This window comes from Dactylosporangium sp. CA-139114, from assembly GCF_050955725.1.
In the GTDB taxonomy this organism is placed as follows: Bacteria; Actinomycetota; Actinomycetes; order Mycobacteriales; family Micromonosporaceae; genus Dactylosporangium.
On sequence record NZ_CP192080.1, the window covers coordinates 6,195,006 to 6,208,518 of the forward strand.

The 13,513-nt window shown below is 72.5% G+C and carries 15 protein-coding genes and 1 pseudogene; 7 read left to right on the forward strand and 9 right to left on the reverse strand.

The window, feature by feature from the left end:
* Positions 1 to 16 precede the first annotated feature (16 nt).
* Positions 17 to 445, forward strand: a complete 429-nt coding sequence (locus tag ACQP2P_RS27365; protein WP_433619286.1) for a site-specific integrase — start codon at positions 17 to 19, stop codon at positions 443 to 445.
* On the opposite strand, the gene ACQP2P_RS27370 is transcribed toward ACQP2P_RS27365, so the two are convergent.
* The 5 genes from ACQP2P_RS27370 to ACQP2P_RS27390 all read right to left on the reverse strand — a co-directional run bounded on the left by ACQP2P_RS27370 (position 392) and on the right by ACQP2P_RS27390 (position 4,757).
* A complete protein-coding gene (locus ACQP2P_RS27370) occupies positions 392 to 661 on the reverse strand; it encodes a hypothetical protein (RefSeq protein WP_433605453.1) in 270 nt (89 codons plus the stop codon). The genes ACQP2P_RS27365 and ACQP2P_RS27370 overlap by 54 nt on opposite strands.
* Positions 658 to 822 (reverse strand): hypothetical protein, encoded by a 165-nt coding sequence (locus ACQP2P_RS27375; protein ID WP_433605455.1) that lies wholly within the window; start codon positions 820 to 822, stop codon positions 658 to 660. Before ACQP2P_RS27375 ends, ACQP2P_RS27370 begins: the two co-directional genes overlap by 4 nt.
* Positions 823 to 1,095: 273 nt before the next feature.
* On the reverse strand, positions 1,096 to 2,091 hold the full coding sequence (locus tag ACQP2P_RS27380; protein ID WP_433605457.1) for a sigma-70 family RNA polymerase sigma factor: 996 nt from the start codon (positions 2,089 to 2,091) through the stop codon (positions 1,096 to 1,098).
* A 290-nt stretch (positions 2,092 to 2,381) separates the two neighbouring features.
* Positions 2,382 to 2,825 carry a carboxymuconolactone decarboxylase family protein gene (locus ACQP2P_RS27385; RefSeq protein ID WP_433605459.1) on the reverse strand — a complete coding sequence of 148 codons (444 nt, stop codon included), beginning with the start codon at positions 2,823 to 2,825 and terminating at the stop codon, positions 2,382 to 2,384.
* Positions 2,826 to 2,951: 126 nt separating this feature from the next.
* Entirely contained in the window at positions 2,952 to 4,757 is a 1,806-nt protein-coding gene (locus tag ACQP2P_RS27390) for an Hsp70 family protein (RefSeq protein WP_433619288.1), read from the reverse strand.
* Between the two features lie 526 nt (positions 4,758 to 5,283).
* On the opposite strand from ACQP2P_RS27390, the gene ACQP2P_RS27395 reads away from it, so the two are divergent.
* Positions 5,284 to 5,661, forward strand: a complete 378-nt coding sequence (locus ACQP2P_RS27395) for an antibiotic biosynthesis monooxygenase family protein (RefSeq protein WP_433605461.1) — start codon at positions 5,284 to 5,286, stop codon at positions 5,659 to 5,661.
* Positions 5,662 to 5,818: 157 nt separating this feature from the next.
* On the opposite strand, the gene ACQP2P_RS27400 is transcribed toward ACQP2P_RS27395, so the two are convergent.
* Positions 5,819 to 6,709 (reverse strand): NmrA family NAD(P)-binding protein, encoded by an 891-nt coding sequence (locus ACQP2P_RS27400; RefSeq protein WP_433605463.1) that lies wholly within the window; start codon positions 6,707 to 6,709, stop codon positions 5,819 to 5,821.
* Between the two features lie 382 nt (positions 6,710 to 7,091).
* Between ACQP2P_RS27400 and ACQP2P_RS27405 the strand changes: the two genes are divergently transcribed.
* The 3 genes from ACQP2P_RS27405 to ACQP2P_RS27415 all read left to right on the forward strand — a co-directional run bounded on the left by ACQP2P_RS27405 (position 7,092) and on the right by ACQP2P_RS27415 (position 9,989).
* Positions 7,092 to 8,531, forward strand: a complete 1,440-nt coding sequence (locus tag ACQP2P_RS27405) for a non-oxidative hydroxyarylic acid decarboxylases subunit C (protein WP_433605465.1) — start codon at positions 7,092 to 7,094, stop codon at positions 8,529 to 8,531.
* On the forward strand, positions 8,528 to 8,761 hold the full coding sequence (locus ACQP2P_RS27410; protein WP_433605467.1) for a non-oxidative hydroxyarylic acid decarboxylases subunit D: 234 nt from the start codon (positions 8,528 to 8,530) through the stop codon (positions 8,759 to 8,761). Before ACQP2P_RS27405 ends, ACQP2P_RS27410 begins: the two co-directional genes overlap by 4 nt.
* Positions 8,762 to 8,882: 121 nt before the next feature.
* Positions 8,883 to 9,989: a hypothetical protein gene (locus ACQP2P_RS27415; RefSeq protein WP_433605469.1), complete on the forward strand. Its 1,107-nt coding sequence runs from the start codon at positions 8,883 to 8,885 to the stop codon at positions 9,987 to 9,989.
* Positions 9,990 to 10,012: 23 nt separating this feature from the next.
* Here the strand turns inward: ACQP2P_RS27415 and ACQP2P_RS27420 are convergent, their stop codons facing one another.
* Together ACQP2P_RS27420 and ACQP2P_RS27425 are read right to left on the reverse strand one after the other, a co-directional pair.
* The gene (locus tag ACQP2P_RS27420) at positions 10,013 to 10,231 is read right to left on the reverse strand and encodes a hypothetical protein (protein ID WP_433605470.1); all 219 of its coding nucleotides are present in this window, start codon (positions 10,229 to 10,231) and stop codon (positions 10,013 to 10,015) included.
* A 177-nt stretch (positions 10,232 to 10,408) separates the two neighbouring features.
* Positions 10,409 to 12,217 carry a hypothetical protein gene (locus tag ACQP2P_RS27425; protein ID WP_433605472.1) on the reverse strand — a complete coding sequence of 603 codons (1,809 nt, stop codon included), beginning with the start codon at positions 12,215 to 12,217 and terminating at the stop codon, positions 10,409 to 10,411.
* Positions 12,218 to 12,359: 142 nt separating this feature from the next.
* Here ACQP2P_RS27425 and ACQP2P_RS27430 point away from each other — a divergent pair, with 142 nt between their 5' ends.
* Positions 12,360 to 12,596 (forward strand): hypothetical protein, encoded by a 237-nt coding sequence (locus ACQP2P_RS27430; RefSeq protein ID WP_433605474.1) that lies wholly within the window; start codon positions 12,360 to 12,362, stop codon positions 12,594 to 12,596.
* Positions 12,597 to 12,697: 101 nt separating this feature from the next.
* Here the strand turns inward: ACQP2P_RS27430 and ACQP2P_RS27435 are convergent.
* A pseudogene (locus tag ACQP2P_RS27435) lies at positions 12,698 to 12,896 on the reverse strand (transposase); the annotation flags it as partial.
* 448 nt (positions 12,897 to 13,344) lie between these two features.
* Between ACQP2P_RS27435 and ACQP2P_RS27440 the strand changes: the two are divergent.
* On the forward strand, positions 13,345 to 13,479 hold the full coding sequence (locus tag ACQP2P_RS27440; RefSeq protein ID WP_433605476.1) for a hypothetical protein: 135 nt from the start codon (positions 13,345 to 13,347) through the stop codon (positions 13,477 to 13,479).
* Positions 13,480 to 13,513: the final 34 nt, after the last annotated feature.

A 13,513-nucleotide genomic window follows, 5' to 3' on the forward strand; every position in this document is an offset into this window, starting at 1 on the left:
CCGCTCAAGGTCCAGACTGCCCTCGACGACTCAGCCCGCACACGCAGACTGCGACACGCTCGGCGACTCGTGGGAGCTCGCCCTCCGCGCTGACGGATACGCGAAGAACACCCTCGCAAGCTACCGGCGGGCCCTCGCCACCTTCGGCACATGGCTGCACACCATCGATCCAGAGCTCGCGCCCGCGGACGTGACGCGCGAACTCGTACGCCGCTGGGTGGTCCACGTCCGGGAGACGACCACGAGCGGCACGGCCGGGTCATGGTTCGCCGGCTTGAGGAACTTCTTCCGCTGGACGGCGGCTGAGGGCGAGCGCACCGACGATCCGACCGCGGGCATCAAGACGCCGCCGCCAACAACCCGGTCACCAACGTCGTCAGCATGGAGACCATCAAAGCCATGCTCGCAACGTGCGCGGGACGGCAATCACCGGTTCGCGTGGTAACGAGCGCGTCAATCGCGCGATCACCGAGGACTTTCCCACCGCCGGGCGTCCGCTGAGCACGATGACCTGGATCTGTTCTGATGGTGGAACCGGCTCGCGGACGGCGCCCGTGCTGGTGACATCCAGGTTCTCGCGGCGAACCCGATTGACGTAGGTCCGCTCGTGGACCTCCGGAGGCAGCGCCTCGGGCGGACGCTGTTGCGGCTGGTTGGTCATTCCTTGCCGAGCAGGCGCCGGGCGACCGGGCCGTACTCCTCCAAGACCTGCTGTATCGCGGCGCCGTCCATGAACGGCAACTGGCGCTTGCGGGTCCAGTACTCCCCTGGTCCCAGGTCGAGACCCTCCAACGTGGGCCGTCTCTCCGGCTGATCTGTCATGTCGAGCTTCTCCCGTCGCCGTCTCGTCGTCGATGCCGTTCGTCCGGCGCGGGCGCGTGGGTGCGTTGCCGCAGGAGCCGCCGCCGGGACGCAGAAGGGCACCGGCGGACGGCTGCACATGGTCCTCGACATTGCCCGGCATCCGGCTGGTCGGCGACCACCGGGTCCGCGCCGGCGACGACGCCGCTGCCGCATCGACCTCATCCTGGCCCGTCTCCGGCTGGGCGGCGCCGCTCGTCGGCCTGCTCAACGGGCGGCCGATGCGCCGGTACCTCAAGCTGGAGGCCGACGGTCTCGTTGCCCGGTTGGCAAAGGGCTGAAGCCAGGCAGCATCCGCTCCAGTCTTTCGACGTCGGCTATCGCGTCGACGCGCCGGATGGCATTGTCAGCGACGGTGAAGGCGATGACGCTGACCGGCCGCCCGTGCATCGTCAGGATCGCTCCGGCCGATCCGGCCACGACGGCGGGGTGCAGCTGTGCCGGCGGGGCGGTGAGCAGGCCGCGGAGGCCCTGACCGACCTGGCGGCTGACGGCGGCGGCGCCACGGATCAGCATCGACGTGGCGGGCGTGCCGGTGTCGGTGCGCAGCTGCACGTCCGGGTGCAGTACCGCGACGAGCGCCTCGAAGTCACCCCGCCGGGCCGCGGTGAAGAACGCGTCGACGACCTCCCGCTGCCGCACGACGTCCGGACTGGCCGGGATCTGGGCGCCGGCGACACGGCGACGGGCCCGGCTCGCAAGCTGCTTCGCCGCGTTGGGCGTCCGTCCCACGATGCCGGCGATCTGCTCGAACGGGACTTCGAACATGTCGTGCAGGACGAACACGAGCCGTTCGTCGGGGCTCAGAGTGTCGAGCACCACCATGAGCGCGAGCCCCACCGAGTCGGCCAGCACGGCCTGCTCGTCCGGCAGCGGCGACGCCGGCAACGCGAGGATCGGATCGGGCAGGTGCGCGTCCAGGGACTCCTCACGCCGCTGCGTGCGCGAACGCAGCAGGTTCAGGCACACCCGAGCGAGCACGGTCGTCAGCCAGCCGCCGAGGTTGTGCACCTGCGCGCCCTGGGACCGGCTCAGCCGCAGCCAGGTGTCCTGCACGGCGTCGTCGGCCTCGGCGAACGAGCCGAGCATCCGGTAGGCCACCGCCCGCAAGCGCGGCCGGTGCTGCTCGAACGCACTGGCCAGCCACTCGTCGTCGTGCATCGTCCCGTCCTCGCGCTCGCAGGGTCCCCGTCCGCTACCATGACCCGCACCGAGCGGCCAAGGTAACACCGGCCCTTACCGGATCGAGCGTCGTAGGCCGCAACCACCTCGTACGCCACCGGATACGCGGTGACCCGGTGCAGCGGCGGCTTGCATCGCGGCCGCGCTCTCCCGTTGTGCGACGTGACCAGCGCGAAGCGCGCCCGCGCCGACGCAGTCGGCAGTCACGGAATCCGGGGGCGGCCGCCATCGTCTCGGCGCGAAACCGCCAGCCGGCGACGAACCCGTCGACCTGCCCGGCCGGCAGCGCAAAGATGTTGATCGCGGTGTCGGGGCGTGGCCTCGGTCCTGATCGGCTCTCAGGCTCCGCCGCCAGACGGCTGATGGATGGGCACACTGAGGCGGTTGAAGGCGTTGATGGTGGCGATCTCCACGAGCAGGCCGGCGAGGGCCCGCTCGTCGTACTGGCTCGCCGCCTCGTCCCAGACCTCGTCGGGAACGGGGTCGGGGACGTCGGCGAGCCGGGTGGTGGCTTCGGTCAGGGCCAGTGCCGCCCGCTCGGCGGGGGTGAAGTACGAGGCGTGCCGCCACGCGGCGACGGCGAAGATCCGCTGGTCGCTCTCGCCCGCCTCCCGCATTTCCCGGGCGTGCATCTCGGTGCAGACACTGCATCCGTTGATCTGGCTGGCCCGCAGGTGGATGAGGTTGGCTGTCGCGTCCGGCACCCCGGCCGTCCTGGCCGCCGCGCTGAAGGCGACCAGCGCCTTCACCGCCTCCGGTACGAGCTCCACGATGCTTCGCATACGCGCCTGCATGGCGTCCTCCGCTACGGTTCGGCGCCGGCAACCCGGCCGGCGCCACATGACTGCCGACACCGTGATGACCCGCCGCGGGCGGTTGAGGTAACACGATCGGGCGGACGGTGTTCGTCAAACCGCCGGCGCGACCGCGCGGGCGGCCGCCTCCGCGGCGATGATCTTCCTCGACGGCACCGCGACCGCGGCGACGAGCAGCGCGACGAGCGCGGCGCAGGTGGCCAGGATGAACGTCCAGCGCCACGGCAGGACCGTGTCGATGGCGGCACCCACCAGGGGGCCCGCGCCCGCGGCCAGTACGGCCGCGCCGAGCAGCACGCGTCGGGCCAAGCCCGCCCGCGCCCCGAACCGCCCGCTCAGCACCCAGGCCAGCCCGGCCAGACCTCCGGTGCCCACTCCCCCCAGCACCCGCCCGGTGGCGAACATCCCCGCCGACCCCGTCGACCCCGCCAGCGCCGTAACGGCAGAACCCGACATGAGCAGGCCGGAGCAGAGCACGCTCCACAGTCTCGGGATGGACCGCCCGGCCCGCATCGACACCGCTGCCGCCAGCCCCGCGGCGATCACCGACAGGGCAACGGCCGTCGTCAGCGCAGCCACGGACAGGTACAGCTGCTCGCGAATGCGCGGGCTGGCCGCCGCGGTGACGGTCAGCAGGCCCGACCCCGCGCCCAGCGCCGGCGCGAGCAGCCCGGCCAGTGGCCGGCGACGGCGCGCGACGGGTGCCCGAGCCGGCCCGGCCGGCGGGGCGGCCACGGCCACCTCGGGCGCCGGGGCCAGCGGACCGAACCGGGACGGTGCCGCCGGGGCGTGGGCGGCTCCCGCCGCGGCGGCGGCCAGCAGCGCACCCTGCGCCACGACGGTCTCCGGCTGCTCCAGTACCGTCGGGACGACCCCGATGCCCCGGTGCAGCAGGGTCGCGACCAGTGGTGTCCGGGTGGCGCCGCCGACCAGGAACAGCCCGGCCAGGTCAGGCGGGGACACCCGGGCCTCCCGCAGCGTGGCCAGGGTCACCTGCACCGTGCGCTCCAGCAGGGGCCGAGCCACCTGCTCGAACTCCTCCCGGGTCACATGCACCTCGCGATCGGCCACCGGCACGTACAGTGCGGCCTGCGGCTGACGTGACAGTGCCTCCTTGACCTGTCGGGCGTCGTCCCACAAACCCTGCCGGTACCGCCGGTTGGCCGGGTCGTCGATCAGCCGCTTCCATGCCTCCGGCGCCTCACCGTCGACCACGGCACCGATCCGGCCGACGACCAGCGCGTCGAGGTCGATCCCGCCGAAGTCGTCGAGACCCCGATGGGCCAGCGGCTCGAAGCCGACCGTCTCGCACCGGACCACACAAACATCGAAGGTGCCGCCGCCAAGGTCATAGACCACCAATCCGCTCCCAGCCGCGATCACCGCGTCGAGCGTGCCAGCGAAGTAGGCCGCGGCCGCCACCGGCTCCGTGACGAAGGCGGGCGACGGCAGGCCGGCCTGCACCGCCGCCTGCGACAGCACCGCCCGGCGGGCCGGGCCCCAGGCGACCGGGCACGTCATGACCAGCTCGCGCACGGGACCGGCCACTCGCGCCGCCTCCGCGGCCACCCGCCGCAGGGTCATCGCGACCAGGTCGACGACCGGGTAGGCCTGACCGGCCAGGAAAACCTCCACCTCGTCGATCCGGCGCTTGGGGTGCGGCTCGTAGCCGGCCGGGTCCAGCCGCGCACCGCGGGTCGCGTCGACCCCGGTCGCCAGGCGCCCGTCGGCGTCGGCGAAGACCGCCGACGCGAGCAGCGGCGTGCCGTCGAACAGCAGCGGACGCGGCAGCCCGCCGTCGGCCTGCCAGACCGCGACCGTGTGCGACGTGCCGTAGTCGACAGCCAGCCTGACCGGCGGCATCGACGCGCTCTCGCCGCCCGGGTCACTTCGATCCATCACGCTTCCTCCAGAGCCTGCGGTGGCCGCCAGTGTCACCGCGCGTCCTTGCCATGGACCTTGCCACGGGCGTCCTCATCGATACGGGCGGATCCCATGTACGTCAAGTTGGCGGCCGGAGCAGGTCCTCGAGCCGGCCGGCCGCCACCACCCGGTTCGCTTCAGTAGCAGCACCGCCAGCAGGCGTCGCTCGCGGCGGCGGCCGAGTGGCCACCGCCGGCCCAGGTGGCACGCCTCGACCGGCCCCAGCGGCCGGAAGCGGGGAACGGCACCCCGTAGCCCCCTCACTTCCGCGGCAGCGAAAGCGCCGGATCGTGGAGTTGGACACTCGGTGGCCATCGCGCTGCCCGCAGGCGGACTGCTGGCCGGTGGCGGCGCCCTGGGATGGACCATGCGGGCCCGGCGCCCGCGGCCGGTGGACTGACGCGCCCTTGCCGATCCGCCGCGAGGTGGCGGCGGGCGTGTTACCTCCGGCCGCCGGCCGGGGTCTATCTGGCACACGTCACCTCACCGGAGGATTCCGCCCATGAGTCAGGACAGCCGGTCGCCGATCACGCTGATCAACGTCTTCGAGGTCCCGGCTGCGCAGTCCGACGGCTTCGTCGCGGACTGGCGCGAGCGTGCCGCGGTCATGAGTCGCAAGGTCGGCTTCCTGGAGGCTCGGCTGCACCGGGCCGTCGAGCCACGGACGCGGTTCCAGGTCGTCACGATCGTGCGGTGGGCGAGCCTCGAGGCATGGCGGGCCGCGATCGAGGACGGAGACTACCGGGAACTGCTCAACGCGGCGACCGCCGCCTTCTGCGGATACTCCGGGAGCTATGCCCTCGCCGCGGAGCTGACCGGGCCGGCGCCGGCCCGGTCGGGTCCGCCGGCGGCCGGCTGTGACAAGGCCGGCTCCAGATGATGCGGCGGGAGCGGCGGACTACCTCAGGGCGCGGTCGGTGGTACTCGCTTCGCCGCCTTGTGCTGGTGCCATCGGCGCATCATCCCGCGCCTCGCGGGAAGGTCCGCCTTGTCCTGCAGCGCGTCACGGTGGCGTACGGCTGACGCCACGGCGCGGGTCAGATCCGCGGCGGCGGCGTCCCGGGCGGCCGCAGGAACGCGGCCCGCGCCTCGTCGAGCCAGTCCTCCAGCGGACGGGCCGGGTGGCCGGTCGTCTCCCGCACCGTGCCGGTGACGCCGTCCATGCCGCCGGCGCGGATCCACCCGAAGAGCTCCAGGCGCCCGTCCACGTCCCACGGGGTCAGGCCGCCGTCGCGCAGGGCGGCGCGGGCGGCTTCGGGCGTGAGGGCGGCGTACTCGACGGTTCGCGCGAAGACGGCCGAGATCCGGTCGGCGACGTCGGCGTAGCTCAGCGCCTCCGGCCCGGTCAGGACGAGCACGTCCCCGTCGTCCGGCGTGGCGTCGCCGGTGAGCACCGCGGCGGCGACGTCGGCCACGTCCCGCGCAGACACCATGGCCACCCGGGCGTCACCGGCAGGGGCCCGCAGCAGCGCCTCGTCGCGCACCGCTTCCGCCGCCTGGAGCAGGTCCTCCATGTACAGCCGAGGCGCCAGGTAGACGGCCGGCAAACCGGAGCGGTCCAGGTGCGCCGCGACGAGCCGGTGGCTGCGCATGTACCGCACACCGCAGTCGACGTCCTGGAAACCGTCGCACGCCACCTTCACCACCCGTGGCCGGTGACCGGCGGCGACGAGGGCGTCGACGAAGAGCACCTCGGCCTCGGCCTGCCCCTCGACGTCGGGGCTGAGCAGGAAGACCTGGTCGAACTGGCGCAGCGCCTCCGGCGGCGGCGGCTCGTCGAGCGCGCCGACGAGGTACCGCACCCGCGGGGGCAGGTCGACCGCGTCGCCCTCGGTCCGGACCATGGCGGTGGTGGGGGCCGCCGCGTCGCCGAGATTCTCCAGCAACCGGTACCCCACCGTGCCCGTCGCCCCGGTCACCAGGATCACGGCCGCGGACTACCCCCGCAACGGCGCCGTACACCTCGGCCGGCACGGGTCGAGGCCGAACGCGGCGCCCGATCGCGTCGAGCCCGGCGACGGCGGCGGACAGCAACCGGTACTCCAGCAGCACCCGGCCGGGCGCGGCGAACCAGGCCTCCGGCAGTGCCACCTCGGCGGTCATCCGCTTGCGCGATCCGCCGATCCTGCCGACCGGGCCGATGCCGACCTCCGCCGCCGCGTGCAGGGCGCAGCGGACCTCGGCGGTGCGGCTGCCGGCGAAGCCGACCGAACCAGTACATCCGGGTCACCTTCCCGGTGTGCGCATGATGCGGGCGATCGGGGGCAGACGCCGGCGGGGCGGCTCGGTGCACCGCCCGGAGGGAAGATCATGGCGTACGACGACCTCCGTTCGTTTCTCGACGCGCTGGACCGGCACGGGCAGTTGCTGCGGATCACCGACGAGGTCGCGCCCGAGCCGGACCTCGGGGCGGCCGCCAACGCGGCGCCGCGGCTCGGCGACGCCGCACCCGGTCTCTACTTCGACAACGTCACCGGCTTCACCGAGGCACGGATCGCCCTGAACCTGCACGGCTCCTGGACGAACCACGCGATCGCGATGGGGCTGCCGCCGGCGACGGGCGTCAAGGAGCAGGTGGCCGAGTTCATCCGGCGCTGGGAGGACTTCCCGGTGCCGCCCGAGCGCCGGGAGGACCCGCCGTGGGCCGAGCACCGGGCCGACGGCGACGACGTCGACCTGTTCCGGCTGCTGCCGCTGTTCCGGCTCAACGACGGTGACGGTGGCTTCTACGTCGACAAGGCCGTCACGGTCTCCCGCGACCCGGACGACCCCGGCAGCTTCGGCAAGCAGAACGTCGGCGTGTACCGCATGCAGGTCAAGGGCGCCCGCCGGCTCGGCCTGCAGCCGGTGCCGATGCACGACATCGCGATCCACCTGCGCAAGGCCGAGGAGCGCGGCGAGGACCTCCCGGTCGTCGTGAGCATCGGCAACGACCCGATCGTCACCATCGTCGGCGGGACGCCGCTGGGGTACGAGCAGTCGGAGTACGAGATGGCCGGCGCCCTGCGTGGCGCGCCCGCCCCGATCGCGACCGCCCCGCTGACCGGGTTCGACGTCCCCTGGGGCTCGGAGGTGGTGCTGGAGGGCGTGATCGAGTCGCGCAAGCGCGAGATCGAGGGCCCCTTCGGCGAGTTCACCGGCCACTACTCCGGCGGGCGCAAGATGGCCGTGGTGCGCATCGACCGGGCGTCGCACCGCACCCGCCCGATCCTCGAGACGCTGTACCTCGGCATGCCGTGGACCGAGATCGACTACCTCATCGGCCCGGCCACCTGCGTGCCGCTGTACCAGCAGCTGAAGGCCGAGTTCCCGGAGGTGCAGGCGGTCAACGCCATGTACACCCACGGCCTGCTCGGCATCGTGTCGACGAGGAAGCGGTACGGCGGCTTCGCCAAGGCGGTCGGCATGCGCGCCATGACCGTCCCGCACGGCCTCGGCTACTGCAAGATCATCATCGTCGTCGACGAGGACGTCGACCCGTTCAACCTGCCGCAGGTGATGTGGGCGCTGTCGACGAAGGTCAACCCGGCCGGCGACCTGGTGAGGATTCCGAACCTGTCGATCGTGGAGCTGGACCCCGGCTCGCAGCCGCCGGGCATCACCGACAAGCTCGTCATCGATGCCACCACCCCGGTCGAGCCGGACCGCCGCGGCCACTACAGCCAGCCCGTCACCGACCTGCCCGAGACCCCGGCCTGGTTCGCCAGGCTGCAGGCCATGCACGCCGCCCGCCGGGAGGAGCCGACATGATCTGTCCGCGCTGCGCCTTCGACGGGATCGACCGGCTCGCGACGTCCCCCGTCCCCGGCGTGTGGGAGGTGCTGTCGTGCGGGCGGTGCCTGTACACCTGGCGCACCACCGAACCGCCCCGCCGCACCACCCGCGAGGCGTACCCGCCGCAGTTCCGCATGACCCAGGCCGACATCGACAGCGCCTCGGAGGTCCCGCCCGTCCCGCCGCTGCGGCCGGCGTCCGGATGACGGACCGCCGGGGTCGCCGGCGGTCCGTCCGGTCAGGCGCGGGTCACGCGCGGCGGCGCGGGCGCTGCCGAGCCGGGGTAGTCGGACGCCGATCTCGGGCGGCAACGAGTAAGGGATATTGATGGTGACCACTGATCGGCGTCGCCCGGAGATCGTCGTAGGCCTGGTGGCGACTCCGCCGGACTACCCGGCCAAGGTGGTTGCGCGGCTCGCCGCCGAGCTGGCCGATCGGCTGGCCGAGCGGGTGGACGCGGAGGTGCTCTGGACCGTCCGGCAAGGCTGGGGTGACGTGGCGCCGCACCGCGACGGTGGCATCGAGGCCCTGCTCGACGATCTTGGTCGCCGTCGTGCCGATGCCCGGTGGGATGTCGCGATCTGCCTGACGGACCTCCCCCTGCTCAGCGAAGGGGTGCCGTTGGTCGCGCACGTCTCCGCTCGGCGCCGGGTCGCGGTGGTGTCCCTGCCCGCGCTGGGACTGCGCCAGCTACGAGCGCTCCGCGCAGCCGTCCCGGATCTCGTGAGCCGGCTGCTCACCGACACCTCCGACGCCCGCGTGTCACCGGCCGGCTGGGCGCCGGACGAGCTGACAAGCCGGGTTGCCGCCATCGGCCGCGTGGTGAGCGAGGACGCCGGGGAGCTCAGGTACCTGGCTTCGCCGGTGATCGGCCCAATGCGGCTGGTCGCCGGCATGGTCCGGGCCAACCGCCCGGGCCGCGCCCTGCTGGGGCTGTCCAAACTGCTGGTCGGCGCGCTCGGCACGGCCGCGTTCGCGCTCACCACGAACAACGTCTGGAAGATGGGTGCCGCGCTCGGCGGACTCCGCCTCACCGTGATCATGCTGGTCGCGCTGACTGCGCTGGTGACCTGGCTGATCGTCGCGCACGACCTGTGGGAGCAACCGGACGAGCAGACACCGGCCGAGTTGGCCCGGCTGTTCAACCTGGGCACGATCCTCACGCTCACCCTGGCCAGCACGGTGTCCTACCTCGCGCTGTTCATCGGTACAGTCCTCGCCGCGGGGCTCCTGATCGACACCTCGGTCCTGCAACAGACCCTGCAGCGGCCGGTCGGTCTCACCGACTACCTGACACTCGCCTGGATCGGCAGCTCCCTGGCCACCGTCGGCGGCGCGATCGGCTCCGGGCTGGAGGACGAGGACAGGGTGCGGGCCGCCGCGTACGGCTACCACCCCGAACCCGGCGGCCGGCGGGACAAGAAGGACGCGTAGCCCTCAGGCCCGGCGCCGGCGGTTCAGGACTCATCGACGATCCGGCGGGAGCCACCTCCGAGTTCGGAGATCTCCCGCAGCACGATGGCGTCCGAGTGACCCGAGGTCTTGATGGCGTCCTCGTACATCGTCACATCGTTGGGGCACGCGCAGATGAAGTAGTCCAGATCGCCGAGCGCGACAGCCTCGCCAAGGCGCTGTTCGCTCGGCCGGCGACTGCCGGGCTCCGCGGTCTCCTTCATCCACTGTTGCCGGTGATCATGTGCTGCGACGGAATCCAGGGGTTGGGCCGGACGGCAACTTCGTCGCCTACGACCAGGACGGCGTCGTGCGCTGGTCCAGCGACACGTACAACTGACCCGTCGACGGCACGGCCGCCGGCCCGGTCCTCCGGGCCGGCGGACGTGCGCCGAGGCGTGTCAGACGAGCGTGTGGATGTCCCAGACCACGACGTCGTCGACCTGCTGCGGCGGCCCGAGCAGCTCCTCGACGGTCTCGCGCAGCGCCGCGACGTGCGGCCGGGTGGGCACCAGCACGAGCACCCCGGCCTTCCAGTACCGCAGGTCGGCCAGGAACCGCTCGCGCTCGCCGTCCTTGAACTGCCACACCTGCCCCGTCGCGTCGACGGTGTTCAGCATCTGGGTGGTCCACCTGGGCACCGGGCCGAAGGTGGTGGACTTGCCGTCCGGGCTCACGGCGAGGAAGTAGCCGCCCGGGATCGGGATGTCGCCGTGGCTGTCGTTCGCCCAGCGCATCCCGTCGAACGACTGCAGGCTCGGTGGCGGCACGGTGACCAGGGTCCGGCCGTCCGGGACGTACCGCTGCCAGGCGCCGCTGGTCACGAACCGCGGCGTGGACGGGAACACGACGGTGTCGTAGGTCGAGCGCTCCGGCACCGTGAACGCCACCGCCACGACCGCCATCACGATCGCGATCGCCGACGGCCACCGCGCGCCCTCCGCCCACCGCTTGAGCGCCCGGTCGATGATCATCGCCAGGCCGATCGCGGCCGCCGGGATGACGATCAGGGCAAGTCGGAGCGGAATCACCCACTGGAACACCGGCAGGTACGCGAACAGCCGCCACGGCCCGATGCCCGGGAACACCCGCTGCCGCAGGTGAACGTCCACGCTCAGCGACAGCACGCCCATCACGAGCACGACCACCATCGCGCTGGTGAACACCACGTTGCGCCGCAGGGGCCAGCCGAACACCAGCAGCGTCAGCACGATCGGCAGCCCCAGCACCGGAGCGACCATTCCCCAGCTGCCGGCCGTGGTCCACCACAGCGTGTGCACCGGCAGGCCGACGTAGTCCACGACCGATCGGCCGAAGGGCAGGGGGCTCTGCGGGTTGGCGGTGAAGTGTTGCGGGCCGGCGAACTGGTACCACAGCGGCACCGCCAGCAGCAGCCCGGCCGTCAGAACGGCGACCGCCCCGCCGCGCAGCAGGGCCGGCACCGCCGCACGGGCCTGCCGCCACTGTCGCACCGCGTAGGCCACCAGGAACGTCACGACGGCCATCGCGGTGATCAGCAGCACCTCCTCGCCGATCAACGCCTGGGCGGTCACCAGCAGGCCCAGCACCAGGCCGTCGCGCACCGGCCGCTCAGCCCGCGCCACCAGCACCACCCGCCAGATGATCAGCGGCAGCAGGAACTGCGCGGCCACGTGGGGGTGGCCCATGACGGCGTCTTCCGCGACGCTCGAGGCGGCCCCGCACATCAGGCCGGCCACGAAGGCGGCGCCCCGGTGCAGGCCCAGCCGCCGGGACAGCAGCCAGTACCAGGCCGCGGCCGTGCCCAGCACGCAGCCGGTCATCACCACGCACGTCGTCACGCCGATCCCGGCCACCAGCGTCAGCGGCGCCAGGACCAGGCCGAGCAGCAGCACGCTCGCCTGCCCGGCGATGTCCACGCCCTCGGGCGCCCCCAGCGCCGTGGAGAAGAACGGGTTCTCGAAGTGCGCCACCGCGTGTGCCGAGTGCGCGAGGAACCACTGGGTCAGCATCGCGTCGTTGCCGTTGAGGAAGACCGGCTCCCGGTGATTCGGGTCGGACCAGAACTCGGCGGTCACGTAGCCCGAGAGCAGCAGGTAGGCGAGCATGGCCGGCAGGTCCGCCCATCGGCGCCACCGCGACCGGGCCGGGGCGTCCTCGGGTGCCGATTCGACCGATTCGTCCGCCGGCGCCTCGTCCTCGACGCCCGGCACCTCTGATGAAACCGTCACCGATCCTCCGCCCCGTGCCGGATCACGTCGTGTCGCCGTCCCGGGCGCGCAGACTACCACCACGCCAGAGTCCGGTCGCGCGGGCCGGTACTTGGTTGCTGATCGGGCTGATCGGATCAGTGCTGCTTGTGGAACCCTGTGGGTGCTCACGGTCTTGAACGTCGGGCCGCTCCTTGGGCCGGTCTACTTGCTGCCCGCACCAGCAGTCGGCCGCGCCATCGGCACGGCGATCCGGCTTGGCGACATCGTCGCGTCGTTCCTGTTCGCCGTTGCGACGGGCGTCGCCTGCCGGGGACTGCGCGGCGACCGCGCGTGGGCGTACCGGCTGGGGCTGGGGCTAGGAGTGTGGGTCAGGAACGAGCAAGCGGCGGGTCCCTGAAAAGCGGTCGCGGTCGTGGTCAGGGGGTCCGTCAGTCCGGTGTCGGCGGTGGGGTTCTGCCGGCCTGGCGATGGCTGCGAAGGGGGCCGCTGGCGGGCGGGTCAGGCCATCACCGTGGTGAGACCGGCGCTTCCGGCCTGGCGGAAGATCTTGCGGAAGTTGTGGCAGGGTGGCCAGCAGGCGCCACTCTCCTCGGGCGCCGTCCTCGCCGCGTAGGAGGAGTTGGCGGCCGTTCTGGCAGGTCATGATCTGGCCGAAGACGGGTTCGACAATGGCTTTGCGGCGGCTGTAGGCGGCCCGGCGAACGCGAGCTCCCGCCTGCTGTACCGCAACGTCTGGGGCGGTGGCCACCCCTCCTGCCAGCTGCAGTTCGGGGTGACGGTGGTCTCCGACGGCTCCGTGTGCCGCAGCGGTGGCGTTGGAGCCGGGCCGAGGATCCCGGCGCCGCAGGGCCGGGATCCGGCGAGCTCGTCCAGCAGCTGTGCCAGGCCCTTCGCCGGCGCACGGTCGTGCTCGTCGTTGCTGCAGGCGACCTGGACACGCTTGAGCGGGGTCGAGTTGCTCGTGGTCCTCGATGCCGTCGACCCTTACACCACTGCCGTGACCTATTGGCCTCACGATCTGCTCGACAGCCCCACCGTCACGGTTCCGTGGCAGCGCGTCATCGAAGCGGCCCAGCCGCCACCATGCCAGGGCCAGACCGTGCAGGGCGCGGAAACGGCCGGTTGTCACCATCGGCGGCCACTCGGTGCTGGCGGCCCGGCTGCAGGCCGCGTTGGAGCTGGCGGTGCCGCTGTCGCTGCTGTTCGCCAACACCACGGTCGAGCAGGTGGCCGTGGCGCTGGAGCACCTGCTCGCCGCCGACCTCGACGCCGGCGGCTGAAGGTTGCGGCGGTCCGGCCGGCACGGCGGCCGCG